Annotated in this window: 13 protein-coding genes and 1 pseudogene; 8 read left to right on the top strand and 6 right to left on the bottom strand. The window is 71.8% G+C overall.

The window, feature by feature from the left end; all coding sequences use genetic code 11:
• Positions 1–135 precede the first annotated feature (135 nt).
• From LRD69_RS10320 to LRD69_RS10295, 6 genes are all read left to right on the top strand, one after another.
• Positions 136–588 (top strand): SRPBCC domain-containing protein, encoded by a 453-nt coding sequence (locus LRD69_RS10320; protein WP_277326265.1) that lies wholly within the window; start codon positions 136–138, stop codon positions 586–588.
• Between the two features lie 224 nt (positions 589–812).
• Positions 813–3,575 carry an alpha/beta fold hydrolase gene (locus LRD69_RS10315; RefSeq protein ID WP_277326264.1) on the top strand — a complete coding sequence of 921 codons (2,763 nt, stop codon included), beginning with the start codon at positions 813–815 and terminating at the stop codon, positions 3,573–3,575.
• The gene (locus LRD69_RS10310) at positions 3,572–4,447 is read left to right on the top strand and encodes an ABC transporter permease (RefSeq protein WP_277326263.1); all 876 of its coding nucleotides are present in this window, start codon (positions 3,572–3,574) and stop codon (positions 4,445–4,447) included. The genes LRD69_RS10315 and LRD69_RS10310 overlap by 4 nt, the downstream gene beginning before the upstream one ends.
• Before the next feature lie 139 nt (positions 4,448–4,586).
• Positions 4,587–6,206, top strand: a complete 1,620-nt coding sequence (locus LRD69_RS10305; protein WP_277326262.1) for a von Willebrand factor type A domain-containing protein — start codon at positions 4,587–4,589, stop codon at positions 6,204–6,206.
• Positions 6,207–6,309: 103 nt separating this feature from the next.
• Positions 6,310–6,768 carry a DUF1772 domain-containing protein gene (locus tag LRD69_RS10300; protein WP_277326261.1) on the top strand — a complete coding sequence of 153 codons (459 nt, stop codon included), beginning with the start codon at positions 6,310–6,312 and terminating at the stop codon, positions 6,766–6,768.
• Between the two features lie 217 nt (positions 6,769–6,985).
• Positions 6,986–10,024 (top strand): SpoIIE family protein phosphatase, encoded by a 3,039-nt coding sequence (locus LRD69_RS10295; protein ID WP_277326260.1) that lies wholly within the window; start codon positions 6,986–6,988, stop codon positions 10,022–10,024.
• Between the two features lie 183 nt (positions 10,025–10,207).
• Here LRD69_RS10295 and LRD69_RS10290 read toward each other — a convergent pair whose 3' ends face one another.
• The 4 genes from LRD69_RS10290 to modA form a co-directional block, all read right to left on the bottom strand.
• Complete coding sequence (locus tag LRD69_RS10290; protein ID WP_277326259.1) at positions 10,208–10,387, bottom strand: hypothetical protein; 180 nt, start codon at positions 10,385–10,387, stop codon at positions 10,208–10,210.
• A 140-nt stretch (positions 10,388–10,527) separates the two neighbouring features.
• Positions 10,528–11,619 (bottom strand): ABC transporter ATP-binding protein, encoded by a 1,092-nt coding sequence (locus tag LRD69_RS10285; protein ID WP_277326258.1) that lies wholly within the window; start codon positions 11,617–11,619, stop codon positions 10,528–10,530.
• Entirely contained in the window at positions 11,616–12,473 is an 858-nt protein-coding gene (gene modB, locus LRD69_RS10280) for a molybdate ABC transporter permease subunit (RefSeq protein ID WP_277326257.1), read from the bottom strand. Before modB ends, LRD69_RS10285 begins: the two co-directional genes overlap by 4 nt.
• Positions 12,470–13,300 (bottom strand): molybdate ABC transporter substrate-binding protein, encoded by an 831-nt coding sequence (modA, locus tag LRD69_RS10275; protein ID WP_277329684.1) that lies wholly within the window; start codon positions 13,298–13,300, stop codon positions 12,470–12,472. The genes modB and modA overlap by 4 nt, the downstream gene beginning before the upstream one ends.
• Before the next feature lie 304 nt (positions 13,301–13,604).
• Between modA and LRD69_RS10270 the strand changes: the two genes are divergently transcribed.
• Positions 13,605–14,081 (top strand): molybdopterin-dependent oxidoreductase, encoded by a 477-nt coding sequence (locus LRD69_RS10270; RefSeq protein WP_277326256.1) that lies wholly within the window; start codon positions 13,605–13,607, stop codon positions 14,079–14,081.
• A 251-nt stretch (positions 14,082–14,332) separates the two neighbouring features.
• Here LRD69_RS10270 and LRD69_RS10265 read toward each other — a convergent pair whose 3' ends face one another.
• Complete coding sequence (locus LRD69_RS10265) at positions 14,333–14,728, bottom strand: helix-turn-helix transcriptional regulator (RefSeq protein ID WP_277326255.1); 396 nt, start codon at positions 14,726–14,728, stop codon at positions 14,333–14,335.
• 389 nt (positions 14,729–15,117) lie between these two features.
• On the opposite strand from LRD69_RS10265, the gene LRD69_RS10260 reads away from it, so the two are divergent.
• Complete coding sequence (locus tag LRD69_RS10260; RefSeq protein ID WP_277326254.1) at positions 15,118–15,528, top strand: cupin domain-containing protein; 411 nt, start codon at positions 15,118–15,120, stop codon at positions 15,526–15,528.
• A gap of 229 nt (positions 15,529–15,757) precedes the next feature.
• Here LRD69_RS10260 and LRD69_RS10255 read toward each other — a convergent pair.
• Positions 15,758–16,207: pseudogene (locus LRD69_RS10255) on the bottom strand (GNAT family N-acetyltransferase); the annotation flags it as partial.
• Between the last annotated feature and the right edge of the window lie 87 nt (positions 16,208–16,294).

The following is a 16,294-nucleotide window of genomic DNA, read 5'->3' as shown; positions in this document are numbered from 1 at the left end:
GGCTCATTCCAACCGCTCCCCACCCGCATCCTCGCCCAAGGGGGAGAAACCCCGGCAAGACCGATGAGTCTCCGCGTCCACGTGCGTCTACCAGTGCGACAGTCCCGACCAGGCACGAAAACGAGGAGACGAAGCATGAGCACCGAGCAGACCACCCCGGCCAACGGCTTCTCCTACAAGCTGACCCGAAAGCTCGACGCCTCCGCGGTGAAGGTGTGGCGGGCGTGGACCACTCCCGACCAGTACGCCCGGTGGGCCTACGCCGTTGCCGGCTCCGTCGAGATGGACGTACGGCCGGGCGGGGCGTGGAAGGCCACGATCGTCACGCCCGACGGCGGACAGTTCCCGCTGACCGGCTCCTATCTCGAGGTCGCCGAGAACCGCCTTCTGGTGGTCGGCATGGACGTACCCGGCAAGCCCGCGCCCGCAGCCATGACCGTGGAACTCGGCGAGCAGAACGACCACCACACGCAGATCGTGCTCCACCAGACCTGCGACACCGCCGAGGAACGCGACATGGCCGAGCAGGGCAGCACCATGCTCCTCGACAGCCTGAGCGCCTTCCTGGCCGATGAGGCGAGGAACTGACCCCGCTCCGAACCACCAACGCCCGTGGATCACGGGGGCAGGCCGGAACACGCCCGGTTCTGCCCAGTGGCTGACGGGCGGCGACCGGCCGGACCGGGTGGCGCACGGCGCGAGGCGTACCGCGTCCGGAGTACGGCAGGGGAGCGCCGTACGCCTCAAGGAGGCCCGGCACTTCCCCCGTTGCGGCGACCCGGGCACACGGGGCGGGCGCTTAGGGTCGAGAGATGCAGACCCCTGACTCCCGATGGCGCCGGTGGACCCGTGGACGCGCCCGATGGGCGGCGGCCCTGGCCGCGCTCGTCGTGCTGGCGGGCGCCGGTACCTGGACCGCGGCGGCCGACGACGGTGCGCCCGCGGTGCACCGTGAGGACCGCATGATGCGGATGGACGGGGTGCCGATCGACACCTCGTACTTCACGTCCGGAGGTTCGGGGCGCCGGCCCGCCGTGCTGATAGGGCACGGCTTCGGCGGCTCCAAGGACGATGTGCGGGCGCAGGCCGAGAAGCTGGCCGGAGCCGGGTACGCGGTGATGACCTGGTCGGCCCGTGGGTTCGGGAAGTCCGGCGGGGAGATCTCGCTCAACGCGCCCGACCGCGAGGTCAAGGACGTGTCCGCACTGATCGACTGGCTGGCCCGCCGGCCCGAGGTGCAGCTGGACGCCGCGGGCGACCCGCGCGTCGGCGTCACCGGAGCCTCGTACGGGGGTGCGGTCTCGCTCCTCGCCGCCGGGTATGACAAGCGCGTCGACGCCATCGCGCCGGTGATCACCTACTGGAACCTCGCCGACGCGCTCTTCCCCGACGGAGTCTTCAAGAAGCTCTGGGCCGGGATCTTCATCACCTCGAGCGGCGGCTGCGAGAAGTTCGAGAAGCAGCTGTGCACCATGTACGAACGGGTCGCCGTCTCCGGGAAGCCGGACGCCGCCGCCCGGAACCTGCTGACCGAGCGCTCTCCGTCCGTCGTCGGCGACCGCATCAAGGTGCCCGCGCTCATCGTGCAGGGGCAGACCGACTCCCTCTTCCCGCTCGGCCAGGCCGACGCCATGGCACACGCCATCAGCCGTAACGGCGCACCCGTCTCGGTCGACTGGATCGCGGGCGGACACGACGGCGGGAACCTGGAGAGCGGGCGGGTCGAGAGCCGGATCGGGTCATGGTTCGACCGGTATCTGAAGGAGGACAAGGGCGCCGACACCGGACCCGCCTTCCGCGTCACCCGCACCGGAGGCGTCGACTCCACCGATGGCGCCGCACTCCAGCGCGGCGCGACCAGCGACCACTACCCGGGGCTGTCGAGCGGCGAGCGGCAGATCGCGCTCACGGGCTCGGGCAGCGGCGGTCAGGCCGTCATGGGCCTGGGCGCATCCGCGTACGGCGGGCAGAACGACGGGAAGAAGGGCGGGCAGGACCGTACGGCCGGCGCGCCCGCGGGCCGGCGGACGCAGACCTTCCGCAATCCAGCCGGTGCCAACCCGCCCGCCATCTCCGCCGTCCCCGGCATCGGCGGCGGCCTCGCCCAGCTCTCCACCCTCGGCGTCGGTCTCTCGCTCGACTTCCCCGGCCAGTACGCCCGCTTCGACTCCGCACCGCTCGACACCTCGATGCGCATCACCGGCTCGCCCACCGTCCGTGTGAAGGTGACGGCCGGGCGCGGCGACGCGGTGCTGTTCGGCAAGGTGTACGACGTGGCGCCGGACGGGCGTCAGCAGGTGCTGCCCGCCCAGCTCGTCGCCCCGTACCGGATCACACCCGCGCAGCAGAACAGCCCCGTCGAGCTGACCCTGCCCGCCGTCGACCACGCGCTCGACGCCGGACACCGGCTCCGCCTCGTCCTCTCGTCCACCGACCTCGCCTACGCCTCACCGGCCGAGCCGACCACCTACACCGTCTCCCTCGACGGACCGATGTCCGTCCCCACCGCACCCGCGGTGAAGACCGCCTCGGCCGGGCTGCCGTGGTGGACCTGGGGACTTCCGGCCGCGGCCGCCGTCATCGCACTCGCGCTGCTGCTCACCGCGCGCCGCCGCTCCGCGACCCCGGCCCCGGACCCGGCGCTCGCCGACGTCCCGCTCCAGATCACCGGCCTGTCGAAGAAGTACGCCGGGTCCGCGGATCGGTACGCGGTCGAGGACCTGTCCTTCCGGGTCGAGAAGGGACAGGTCCTCGGGCTCCTCGGTCCGAACGGAGCGGGCAAGACCACCACGCTGCGGATGCTGATGGGGCTCATCGGCCCCGACGGCGGCGAGATCCGCGTCTTCGGGCACGCCATCCGGCCGGGCGCACCCGTGCTGTCCCGGGTCGGGGCGTTCGTCGAAGGGGCGGGTTTCCTGCCGCATCTGTCCGGGCGCGCCAACCTGGAGCTGTACTGGCAGGCCACCGGCCGCCCCGCCGAGGACTCGCACATCGAGGAGGCCCTGGAGATCGCCGGACTCGGTGACGCTCTGGCCCGCGCCGTGCGGACGTACTCGCAGGGCATGCGGCAGCGGCTCGCCATCGCCCAGGCCATGCTCGGCATGCCGGACCTCCTCATCCTCGACGAACCGACCAACGGCCTCGACCCGCCCCAGATCCGCGAGATGCGGGACGTGATGATCCGGTACGCGGCCGGGGGCCGGACCGTCATCGTCTCCAGCCATCTCCTCTCCGAGGTCGAACAGTCCTGCACCCACCTGGTGGTCATGGACCGCGGCCGGCTCGTCCAGGCGGGCCCGGTCGCCGAGATCACCGGCTCCGGCGACACGCTGCTGATCAGCACCGCCGCGGAGGTCGCCGAACCGCTGGTGGACAAGGTCGCCGCGCTGCCGGGGATCGGTTCCGCGGTCCGTACCGACGACGGGCGAGGGCTGCTCGTACGGCTGGACGGCGACACCTCGTCCTCCGCACTGATCGCCGAACTCGTCCGGCTCGACGTGCCGTTGACCGGCGTCGGACCGCACCGCCGCCTGGAGGACGCGTTCCTCACCCTGATCTCCGGAGGCTCCGCATGAGTGCCGCAGTCGATGTCACCGGCGCCGCCGAGGCGCGCGGATACCGGGCGCGGCACACCCTGCCGCTGCGCGTCGAGGCCGTACGGCAGCTGCGCAGGCGCCGCACCCTGGTGATGGGCGGGGTGCTGGCGGCCCTCCCGTTCGTCCTGATCATCGCGTTCGCGATCGGCGGCACCCCTGGCTCCCGGGGTGGCGGCGACCGGATCACGCTGATGGACACGGCGACCGCATCCGCCGCGAACTTCGCCGCGACCTGCCTGTTCGTCTCCGCCGGGTTCCTGCTCGTCGTACCGGTGGCGCTGTTCTGCGGGGACACCGTCGCGTCCGAGGCGAGCTGGTCGTCGCTGCGCTATCTGCTGGCGGCGCCCGTGCCGCGGGCCCGGCTGCTGTGGAGCAAGCTCGTCGTGGCGCTCGGCTTCAGCCTGGGCGCGATGGTGCTGCTGCCGGTCGTCGCACTGGCCGCCGGAGCCGCCGCGTACGGCTGGGGGCCGCTCGAACTCCCCACCGGCGGCGCGCTCGCGGCCGGCGACACCGTGCCGCGGCTCGCACTCGTCGTCGCGTTCGTCTTCGTCTCCCAACTGGTCACCGCCGGGCTGGCGTTCTGGCTCTCGACCAAGACCGACGCCCCGCTGGGCGCGGTCGGCGGCGCGGTCGGACTGACCATCGTCGGCAATGTGCTCGACGCCGTCACCGCACTGGGCACCTGGCGCGAATTCCTGCCCGCGCACTGGCAGTTCGCGTGGGCGGACGCGCTCCAGCCCGACCTGGAGTGGGGCGGCATGGCCAAGGGGGCGGCGATCTCGGTGACGTACGCCCTGATCCTGTTCGCCCTCGCGTTCCGAGGGTTCAGTCGTAAGGACATCGTGTCCTGACGTTGATGTTCCGCGGCGATTCACGGTCTTCGTGCCCACCGTTGCCGCATCGAGATCCATCCGCAACGTCTTCGTCTGCTCCCCGGCGCTGCCCCGGACGTCACATTCACAAGTGCTGAAGCGACGTTGGGGGTAGGGGATGGAACGCCGTACGTACGCAAGGGAGTACGCCGGGGCAGGCGCCAGGATGCTGGGTCTGCTGCTGGCGGGCGGGATGCTGCTCACCGCATGCGGGGGCGGAGGCAGCGTGCACAAGTCGTCGGCCGACGGCGCGAGCGGCAGGCAGGGGACGAGCGGGGGCGGCCAGGTCGCCCCCGCGCCCGCTACTGCCGGTGCGTCGGACGAAGGAGCGCAGCAGGCGGAGGGCGGGCGGCAGAAGTCCGTGGCGCCGGACTATCTCTCCACGTTCGCCCTGGACGTGGACACCGCCAGTTACGGGTACGCGCGCCGCAGGCTCGCCGACGGCTACCTGCCGGAAGCGGAGACCGTACGGCCCGAGGAGTTCGTCAACAGTTTCCGCCAGGACTACCGGCGGCCGGCCGGCAACGGCTTCTCGGTGACGGTCGACGGGGCCCGGGCGGACACCGGCGGCGCGGGGGCCGGCGACTGGTCGCTCGTGCGCGTCGGCCTGGCCACCCGCGTCGCGGACGAGCACGGTGAACGCCCGGCAGCGGCGCTCACCTTCGTGGTCGACATCTCCGGCTCGATGGCCGAACCCGGCCGCCTCGACCTGGTGAAGAAGTCCCTCTCGATCCTCACCGACGAACTCCGCGACGACGACTCCGTCTCCCTGGTCACCTTCAGCGACGAGGCGAAGACCCTGCTGCCGACGACCCGGCTGAGGGACCACCGCGGCAAGATCCGCGACGCCGTCGACTCCATGGAACCCACCGACTCCACCAATGTGGAAGCGGGCATCCGGCGCGGTTACGAAGAGGCGGTCGACGGACACCGCCAAGGCGCCAACAACCGGGTCGTCCTGCTCTCCGACGCCCTCGCCAACACCGGCGAGACCGACGCCGACGCCATCCTCGAACGGATCGACGCCGCCCGCCACGACTACGGCATCACCCTCTTCGGCGTCGGCGTCGGCAGCGACTACGGCGACGCGCTGATGGAACGCCTCACCAACAAGGGCGACGGCCACACCACGTACGTCGCCGACGAGACCCAGGCGCGCAAGGTCTTCGTCGACCAGCTCCCCGCCCACATCGAACTGCGGGCGCGTGACGCCAAGGCCCAGGTCGCCTTCGACCCGAAGACCGTCCAGCAGTTCAAGCTGATCGGTTACGAGGACCGGAAGGTCGCCGACGAGGACTTCCGCAACGACAGCGTGGACGGCGGCGAGATCGGTCCCGGCCACACGGTGACGGCGCTCTACGCCGTGCGGCTGCGCGACGGCGCCGCCGGGCACGTGGCGACCGCGACGGTGCGCTGGCTGGATCCGAGGACGCGGGCGCCGCACGAGGAGTCGGGATCGGTCGAGACCGGCGCGATCGACGGCGGCCTGTGGGGCGGCGGCAGTGGCAAGCGGCTTCAGGTGGCGGCAGTGGCGGCGTACTTCGCGCAGGAACTGCGCGGCGACAGGCTGCCCGGTCAGCCGGGACTCGGCGAACTCGCCACACGTGCCTCGTCGTTGGCCGCGGCCACGGAGGACAGCTCGGTGCGGAAACTGGCGGACGCGATCGCCCGCGCCGACCGGCTGAAGGGCGGCAGCGGATCGGACGGCGGAGTGCAGCAGGAGGGCGAGATGGACTGACCCGGGAGCGGGAGGCCCTTCGGGGGAGGGGCGGTGGGCGGCTGTGCGGCGGCCGTACGGAAAGGGCTGCACAGCCCGCTCCCGCCACGCGATGATGTGCGCCATGACCTCCCTGATGCTCGCGCTCGCCGTCCTCGCCACCGGCCTGTACGCCGGCTTCATGCTGAGCTTCCTGACCGGGGTCATGCCCGGCCTCAAGGCGCTGCCGGACGACAGGTTCGCCGACGCGATGCGCCGCTTCAACGAGAAGGTGCCGGGACCGGTCTTCCTGGTCCTGTTTCTCGGTGCGGTCGCCTTCCCGGTCGCCGCCCTCGTCGTACCGGTCGACGGCCGGACCGCCGCCGAGCAGGGTCTCGTCGCGGGCGGGCTGGCCTGCGCGGTGCTCAGCCATCTGGTCACCGCAGCCGGCAACATCCCGCTCAATTCCGCGCTCGCGGCAGCCGAGGGCGGCGACGACAGCGCGGCCCGCCGGGCGTTCGAGTCCCGCTGGAACACCCTCCACCGGATCCGCACGGCGCTCTCGGCCGGTGCCTTCGCGCTGCTGGTCGCCGCCGCCGCGTAGGGCGGGACCCTCAGCTCGCCGTCGTGCCCGGATCCCGGCGGCCGTACGACGCCGGACGAGAGGCGGCACGCCTCACCGGCAGGCGGCCGCCTCCCCCGGTGCTTCGGCAGGGCTGTTCCAGCGGTACGCGTGGGCGACGCGTCAGTACACTGAGAAAGTACAAAACACTCATTCCGGGTGCCCTGCCCTACGCGGGATCGCGGAGGGAAAGTGAGCGATGGCTGAGCAGCTCCTCATGGACGAGGCCGGCGCGGCTCGACTTCGGATGATCATCGAAGCAGGCAGTGAACTGGGGGGTGCCGATCTCCTGGGTTTTGCGCTGGAACATGCCGTGACGGAGGCCGACGGCCTGGGCGGGATGGTGCATGTACGGGGCCCCGGGGGCCAGGGGCTGCTGCTGATGGCGTCCAGCGGGCTGGTCCGCACGGTGGCCAAGGACTGGGAGGAGATCGACGAGCACGGCGCGACCGCGCCCGCTCGCGCGGTGACCGACGGTGTGACGGTGTGGCTGCCCGCCACCGACGGCTGGGAGCGTGATGCGCCGCTCCTCCCGTTCGAGCCGGATGCGGCGGGGTCCGCACCGGGCCCCGCATCAGGCAGCACACCCGCTCCGGGCGCCGGCGGTGCCCCGTGCCATCAGCCCCGCGCCTCCGCCCCCTGGTCACCCACCTCCGCGCTCCCGGACGGCAGCGGGGTGCTGGCCGTTCCGCTGATCACCCCGAGCGGGGCGGTCGGCGCGCTGTCCGTGCTCACCGTCGGCAAGGGGCAGCCCACGCAGCGGCAGCGGGGGGCCGTCGAGGTGCTGGCGGCGTGGGCCGCACTGAGGCTGCGGGAGCAGAGGACGGATGCGGATCGGGAAGGCGCCGGCCGGACGCGTGACGATACGCCGGTCACCCGGCTGCCCAGGGAACCGCACGGCACCCAGCTCCGGCAGGCACTGGAAGCGATCAAGGTGGGGTCCTGGGAATGGGACCTCGACACGGGGGAACAGCTGTGGGACGAGTCGGCCCTCGCCGTTCTCGGCATGGCGGGACAGTCCCAGAGACAGCGCTTCGAGACCTGGACCGGGCTGGTCCACCCCGATGACCTGCCGTGGCTTCTCGTCGAGATCGGCCAGGCGATCCGCAACCACCGGGTGTCCGATGTGGAGTACCGGATCCGCCGCCCGGACGGGAGCTCGGGCTGGGTCACCTCGCGCGGCCGGGTCCTGGCGGGGGAGGACGGCCAGCCCGACCGCATGATCGGCACGGTGTGGGACACCACCGAGAGCCGTACCGCCCGGGACTTGGTGCGACGCGCGCTGCGGAACCTGAGCGAGGCGTTCTTCGCGGTCGACAGCGCATGGCGTATCACCTTCGTCAATCCGGAGGCGGAACGTCTGCTGGGCACCTCGTACGCTCTGCTCGGCCGGATCCTGTGGGACGCGCTCGCCGACATCGGCGTCGACGCTGTGGAACTCGGCCTGCAGGCGGCCTACCGGCGGGCCGTCGACAGCGGCACACCGGGCGGGTTCGACGTGCGGTGGCCCACCAACCGGCGCTGGTACCACATGCGGCTGGTCCCGATGACGGACGGCCTGACGGTGTACCTCGCCGATGTCACCGAGAACCGTTCGCAGGAGGCGGAGTCCGCCACCGCGGAACGCGTCACGGCCGATCGCAACGCCCGGATCAGCGAGCTGACCGGCGCGCTCGCCGAGGCCCTGACGATGCAGGACGTGGTGACCGCCACCGCCGAGCGGGTCATGGCGCCGTTCGGCGCCTCCGGCCTCGTCTTCCATCTCATCGAGGACGCGATGGTCCGGGTCGCGGGGGCGGTCGGATATCCGCAGTCGTTCCTCGAGACGGTCAACGGGGTGCCGGTCTCCGGCATCGCCCCGATCGAGGAGGTGCACCGCACCAGGGAACCGATATTCGTCGACTCGGCGGAGGAGTACATCGAGCGCTATCCCGAGAGGGCCGTCTCCCCCGCATCGGTGAACAAGGCCGCCTGGGCCTTCCTGCCGCTGATCGTCTCCGGCCGCCTCGTCGGGTGCTGTGTCATCTCGTTCACCGAACCGCGCCACCTCGGCGGGGAGGAGCGGGGCCTGCTCATCACACTCAGCGGACTGATGGCGCAGGCCATCGAACGCGCCCGGCTGTTCGACGCCGAGCACACCCGGGCCCAGGAGCTCCAGCGGGGACTGCTGCCGGACATCCTGCCCGCACTGCCCGCCGTGGCCTCCGCCGCCCGCTATCTGCCGGCCAACGAGGGCGTCGAGGTCGGCGGCGACTGGTACGACGTGATCCCGCTGTCCGGCGCCCGGGTGGCGCTGGTCATCGGCGACGTGATGGGACACGGCCTGGCCCAGGCGGCCACCATGGGCCGGCTGCGCACCGCCGTACACACGCTCGCCGACCTCGACTTCCCGCCGGACGAGCTCCTCAACCGCCTCAACGATGTCGTGAACGACCTCGGCGACGACTTCTACGCCACCTGCCTGTACGCCGTGTACGACCCCGTCACCTGTACGTGCACCTTCGGCTCCGCCGGACACCCCCCACCGGCGGTCGTGTACCCGGACGGCACCACCGAATTCCTCACGCGCCCGCCGGACCCGCCGCTGGGCGCCGCTCTTCCGCCGTTCGAGACCACCGAGGCGGTCCTCCCGGAGGGAAGCCTGCTGGTGCTCTACACGGACGGGCTGATCGAATCCGCCACCCGGGACATCGACCGGGGCATGGTCCACCTGGCGAAGGCGCTGGCCGCCGGGGGCCCTGTACCGGACGAGGACGAGGCCGCATCACTGGAGCGGCTCTGCGACGACGTCCTCGCCGAGCTGCTGCCGGGCCAGCAGCTCACGGACGACGCGGCGCTGCTCGTGGCCCGCACCCGGGCGATCCCGGCCGACTCCATCGCCGGCTGGGTCCTCTCCGACGGCCCGATCGCCGCGCAGGAGGCCCGCCACCACGTACGGGACCAGCTGGCCGACTGGCAGCTCGACGAACTCGCCATGACCGCGGAACTCCTGGTCAGCGAGCTGGTCGGCAATGCCGTCCGGTACGGCAGAAGCCCGATCGGCCTGCGCCTGCTCCGGGCGGAGGGCCTGATCTGCGAAGTCTCCGACGGCAGCCTGACCACACCCCGGATCCGCCATGCGGCCGAGACCGACGAGGGCGGCCGCGGCCTGCAGCTCGTCGCCGCCCTGGCCCAGCGCTGGGGTGCGCGCTACACCGCCACCGGCAAGTGCATCTGGACGGAGCAGACAGTGCCCTGACCGCTGCGGGGCGTTTCCGGCAGGCGCCTGCCCCTTCGGCGGGTGTGCCGGTCGCGGGCGCGTGCGCCCGATCGCGTACGGCAAGAAGGCCGCGCACGGCAGACGCCCCCGAGCGGGCCCTTTGGCGGCCCTCTCAGGGGTGCCCTGACACTGCTGTCCCGATGGCGGTCGACCCGCCAGGGATCAGTTGTGACCGAACTTCCGCTGCTTCCTGTGGGCGACCGGCTCCTGGATCGAGCGCACTGTGTCGGGAGCGGCCGTCGTGTGCGGCTGCTGCTCCTTCGTCTCCACAGCAGCGCTGCGTTCATGGCCGCCAGTGCGGGCACCGCGGTTCTGCCGACTCTGCTTCTTGCTCACGATCATGCCTCCTGTACCGGCTCTCGGACATTGGGCCCTTTCAGATTCGCATGTGAGTACGAAGGCTGCATATCGGGCGGGTGTCCGGGGCCGCAGTACGTGCATCCGATGCCTGCACGCCGTCACCACGGCGCCAGGTGCCGGGATCAGGCGGGGTACGCGTGCGTCTGGGTCGCTTTGACCGTCGCCCAGACCGTGGCGCCCGGGTGCAGGTCGAGCTCGGCCGCGGCGACCGTGGTCAGGTCGGCGGCGAGGGGGAGTTCGCCGGTGAGGCCCGCGCGGATCCGGTCGCCGTGGGTCTCCAGGCCGGCCACCTCGCAGCGCCACAGGTTGCGCGCACTGGACCCTGTGGGGCGGTCGCGGTACAGGGTCACGGCGCTCGGCGGGAAGGCGACGAAGACGGGGCCGGTGAGGTCCTCGGTGGTGGTGGCGGCGGGTCCCGCGTCGAGTCGTACCGTGTGGCCCTCGGCCCGCCCCCGGTAGAGGTTCAGGCCGACCAGCTGGGCGATGTAGTCCGTACGCGGGTGACGGGCGATGTCGGAAGGGGCGCCCTCCTGGACGATACGGCCGTGCTCGATGACGACGAGGCGGTCGGCGAGCACCATGGCGTCCAGCGGATCGTGCGTGACCAGCACCGCGACCGCTTCGAACTCCGCCAGACGGCGGCGCAGTTGAGCGCGCACGTCCAGACGGGTGCGGGCGTCGAGGGCGGCGAGCGGTTCGTCGAGGAGCAGCAGCCGGGGACGGGTCGCCAGGGCGCGGGCCAGGGCGACGCGTTGGGCCTGGCCGCCGGAGAGCCGGCGGGGCCTGTCACCGGCATGGTCGGCGAGACCCATGTGGTCCAGCCACTCCGCGGCCTGGGCCCGGGCCTCGGCCCTGGACGCGCCCTGGCACCGGGGGCCGAAGGCGACGTTGTCGAGGGCGGTCAGATGCGGGAAGAGCAGATAGTCCTGGAAGACGACTCCGACCGGCCGGGACTCGGGCGGCGTACGGTCCAACGAGGCGCCGTCGAGGCGCAGATGGCCGCCGGTGAGCGGGGTGAGCCCGGCCAGCGCGCGCAGCGCGGTGGTCTTCCCGGCGCCGTTGGGGCCGAGCAGCGCGACGACGTCACCGGGGGCGGCGGTCAGCGCGACGTCGAGCCGGAAGGAACCGCGGTCCACGACGAGACGGGCATCGAGGCCCTCGCCGCGTACGACGCCGGAGGCGGGGCCCGTGGCCGCGTGGTCTCGGGGCTTCATGACGCGGTCATCCAACGGTCCCGAAGGCCGGCCAGGACGGCGATCGACACGGCCAGCAGCACCAGACTCAGCGCGATCGCCGCGGCCGGGTCGCTCTGCAGCGCCAGGTACACGGCCAGCGGCATCGTCTGCGTACGGCCCGGGAAGTTGCCCGCGAAGGTGATCGTCGCGCCGAACTCGCCCAGCGCGCGTGCCCATGCCAGCACGGATCCGGCCGCGATGCCGGGGGCGATCAGCGGGAGGGTGACCCGGCGGAACGCGGTGAAGCGGGAGGCACCCAGGGTCGCGGCGGCCTCCTCGTAGCGCGGGTCCGCGGCCCGCAACGTGCCCTCCACGCTGATGACGAGGAACGGCATCGCGACGAACGCCTCCGCGACCACGACCCCCGCCGTGGTGAACGGCAGCGTGATCCCGAACCAGGAGTCCAGCCACTGCCCCACGACGCCGTTGCGGCCGAGAGCCATCAGGAGTGCCACACCGCCGACCACCGGGGGAAGGACCAGCGGCAGGGTCACCAGGGCGCGTACGAGGCGGCGTCCGCGGAACTCCGTACGGGCCAGCAGCCAGGCCAGCGGCACGCCGATGACCAGGCTCACCGCAGTGGCCGCGGTGGCGCAGAGCAGGGACAGCTGCAGGGCCTGCCAGACCTCCGGACTGGTCAGCTGGTCGGGCAGGCTGCGCCACGGTGCCCGTACGAGCAGGGCGACCAGCGGCAGCAGCAGGAACGCCAGGCCGATCAGCGCGGGCACCAGCAGCGGCAGCGGAACCCCCGGGCGGCGGCCCCGGACGCGTCCGCGCCGCGGTTCGCCCGCGAGGGGATCGGCCGCGGCGCCGGACTTGTGAAGCGAGGTCATGGCTGGAGGAACCCGGCCTCGGTCAGGACCTTCTGGCCTTCGGCGGACTGGACCAGTTCGATGAACGCCTTTGCCGCGTCCGCGTTGGGCGCGTCCTTGAGCAGGGCGATCGGGTAGTCGTTGATGGCGTTGGCCGACTCGGGGAACTCCACGCCCTCGACCTTGTCACCCGCCGCCTTCACGTCGGTCTTGTAGACGACCGCGGCGTCGGCCTCCTTGAGCTCGACCTTGGTCAGGGCGCTCTTGACGTCCTGCTCGTAGGAGACCGGGGTGAGCTCGAGTTTGCCGGCGTCCAGGGCCTTCTGCGCGGCGGCGCCGCACGGCACGGTCTTGTCGCACAGGACGACCTTGAGGCCGGACTTGGTGAGGTCCTTCAGGGAGGAGACCTTGTGGGGGTTGCCCGGCAGGGTGGCGATCTCCAGCTGGTTGCGCACAAAGGTGGCCGGGGTGCCGGACGCGTCCTTCGCGTCGGTGACGATCGCCATGGTCTTGGGGCTGGCGGCGGCGAAGACGTCGGCCGGGGCGCCACCGGTGATGCCGGCGGCAAGGCTGTCGCTGCCACCGAAGTTGAAGGTGACCTTCGTGCCGGGGTGTTCCTTCTCGAACTCCTTGCCCAGGGTCGTGAAGCTCTCCTTGAGCGAGGCGGCGGCGAACACGGTCACCGTGCCGGAGAGCTCCTTCGACGCGTCCGCGGACGCCGAGGCGGACGAGTCCGACGTGGACGACGAGTCGTCGGACGAGGAGCAGGCGCTCAGTGCCAGCAGCGCAGCGGCGCCTGCACCGGCCACCTGCAGGGTTCGGCGGGTCCGGCGTGCGGAACGGGATATCACGGGTCCACTCCCTCTGAGTTCATCGGTGTCCGGCCCGGGGATGATCCGGCGGCCCGGCTCGTCGCGCTCGGCGTGCAGTCGGCCGCCGTCGATCCAGCGCCCGGGCGTGTCGGCACTGACGCCCGTCAAGGCGGCCCCCTCTCCGGTCCGGTGGATCTGCACGTGGGGATGATACTGCCGCAGATGCAAGGAGGAAGTCTTCTGTTGCATTGCATGAGCTGGACCTTTGGCGGGCAGGGTGCGCATGTGCGTTTGTACGGGGCCGGGGTGCGGGTACCGTCACCCGGGGAGGTGGTGGCCAGTGAGCCAGCCCTTGACGCGACGGGCTGCCGATCCGGTGGCGGAGCTCGCCCTGACCGGGGACCTTGCGCGCCCGGCCCGGCTGACCGTGTCGGACCTGCTCGCCTGGCCCCAGCATCGCGCGCGGGTCAGCTTCGAGTGCGCGACCAGCGGCGTCCAGCACCACGGCTTCACGGGACCACTGCTGCACGACGTCCTGTCCGCCGCCGGCCCCGCCTTCGACCCCGCCCGGCGCAAGGACCGCCTGCGCTTCCTGATCGCCGTGACGGGCGCGGACGGCCACCACGCGCTCCTCTCCTGGGCGGAGATCGACCCGGACTTCGGCCGTGCCGCGGTCCTGCTCGCCGTCAGCATCGACGACAACCCGCTCGACCGCGCCGGACCCCAGCTCGTGCTGCCCCAGGACCGCTGCGGAGCCCGGCACATCAGCGGCATCAACGCGGTACGCGTGGACGGTGGTTACACCTCGTGGACGTGACGCCGACGGGTACCGCGGAAGGTGTCGTACCGTTCCTAACCAGTGCGCATGAGTGAGTCTTGGACCCACTGCTGCGTACTGGGCGCATCCCGAACGGTTTTGGATGCGTTGGGTTCCCGCTTTCGCGTCCCGCTCGGCGACGGTCGAACCGGCAGCAGCTCACACCCCTGGCGCACGATGCCTCATATCCCGGCGCGCACCCCTGCTCCGTGGTGACGTGATCCAGGGGCCCGCCACCCGTGGGTGCCGCGTCAGGTGCGGTCGATGTGCACGTTCGTCGACTTCACGCGGGCGGTGGCCTCCATGCCGACCTCCAGGCCCAGTTCCTCCACGGCCTCCCGGGTCAGCAACGAGACCAGCCGGTGCGGACCGGCCTGGATCTCCACCTGCGCCGCTACGTCGCCGAGCTTCACGGCCGTGACGATGCCGGGGAAGGCGTTGCGGACGGAGGTGTACGAGGCGTCCTCCTCGCCGCTGCCGGTCCCGGCGAGTTCCACGGAGAAGGCGGCCAGATCCTTGCCGTCGATGAGCCGTCGCCCACCTTCGTCACGGTGGGTCGCCATCCGGCCGGCATCCGCCCACCGCCGCGCGGTGTCCGGGCTCACTCCCAGCAGCCTGGCTGCCTGGCCGATCGTGTAGGACTGCATGTGCGCCAAGATAGGCGCACTCACCTGCGGGACCAAAAGGACCCTCCACCAGGGGAACACCCGCAGCGGCACGCCGGCGTCGTCACTGCTCGTCATCTTGTTGCCGGGGACGACGACGGCTCCACATCCGCCGCGGTGCCGTCCGGAAGCAGTCACGTGAGTCGCGTCATGGCCTCAGGGCTCGGGGCGGCCCCACAGGGTCTCAACGGCCACTGCCGGCGAGGTGGTTGCCCAAGCCGGCGCTCGCCGCGGACGATGGGCGAACCGGGCGTCCCCACCCCGCCGGCCGGATCTTCGGCGCGACCCCGGGAAAGTTCGCCGCGCAGGGCTGTCACAAACGGGGAGGCCGTCTTGTCTGCACTCTGGACAACCCTTGTTCGGAGGAAAACATGAGCACTGAGCACACGCACCTGCCCCCAGGCGTTGAGGTGATCACGACCCTGCCGGAGGCGGCGGCCCGGATCCCGGCCGGCGCCTCGGCCAGTACCATCCGGGTCACCCTGCCGCCCGGTGACCCCGGCGCGCCGCCGCACCGGCACCCCGGGCCGCTCTTCGGCTACGTGACCCAGGGCGAGATCCTCTTCGAGCTGGAGGGGCAGCCGCCCCGGGTGCTCAAGGCCGGTGACGCCCTGTTCGAGCCCGGCGGCGACGTGATCCATTACCAGGGGGCCAACAACCTTCCGGACGCGCAGTCGCAGCTGGTGGTGACCATGTTCGCGCCACCGGGTTCCCCGGTTCTGACCGTGGTCGGCGCGGAGGAGCTGGCCGAACGACGACACCTGCGGTTCGCCCGGCCATGATGACCACCGGCCCCGGCCGGGCGGCGCCACCGGTGCGCCCGGCCGGCCGGTGATCCGCACCCGGTTTCTGCTTCGCACGTCGGCACGTCCTTGTCCATCGACGAGCGGCCGCGGGTGTTGCGGACCGGGCCTCCGCGGAAAGCCGGTCGCAGGCGGGGCCGTCGGCAGCGGAGCGGGAGCTCTGGCCGCCCGTTCGCTCACGAACGTGTTCGCACCAAGGACGCTCTGCTCACCTCTTCAGGACGAAGCGGTAGACCTTGGAATCCCTTGCCTCGAAACCGAGGCGCTCATACAGCCGGTTCGCCGCCTGCCTCGACGGACGCGATGTGAGGTCCACGGTCCGGGCACCCGCCGCGTCCGCCAGGCGCAGCGCCTCCTCGGTCAGGGCACCCCCGATGCCGAGCCCCCGCGCGGCCTCGTCGACGACCACGTCCTCGATGCGGGCCCGCACACCCGAAGGCAACGGAAACATGACCAACGTCAGCATCCCGACCGCTTCGCCTTCGACCCGCGCCACCAACACCGTGTTCGCGTCGGAGGCGAGCAGGCGCCCCACCGCCTCGCGGTCCAACGGGGCGGCCGTGCTCGAAAGCTGAGGCAGCAACCGGGCAAATGCCTCGACCAGTTCGTCGTTCGCTTCACGGACAACCGCAACCTCAACGCTCATGATCCCGACCCTACAGAGCGAGTCCCGTCGCGGGGCGGTTCATCACAGCCCGATCCCCGCGCAGGGGAGAACGGCGGTCTGCTCTCGGGGCCGGCCCTC

The organism is Streptomyces sp. JH14 (assembly GCF_029428675.1).
In the GTDB taxonomy this organism is placed as follows: Bacteria; Actinomycetota; Actinomycetes; order Streptomycetales; family Streptomycetaceae; genus Streptomyces.
Note: the sequence above shows the minus strand (reverse complement) of the source record. Positions and strands in the feature narration are given on the sequence as shown.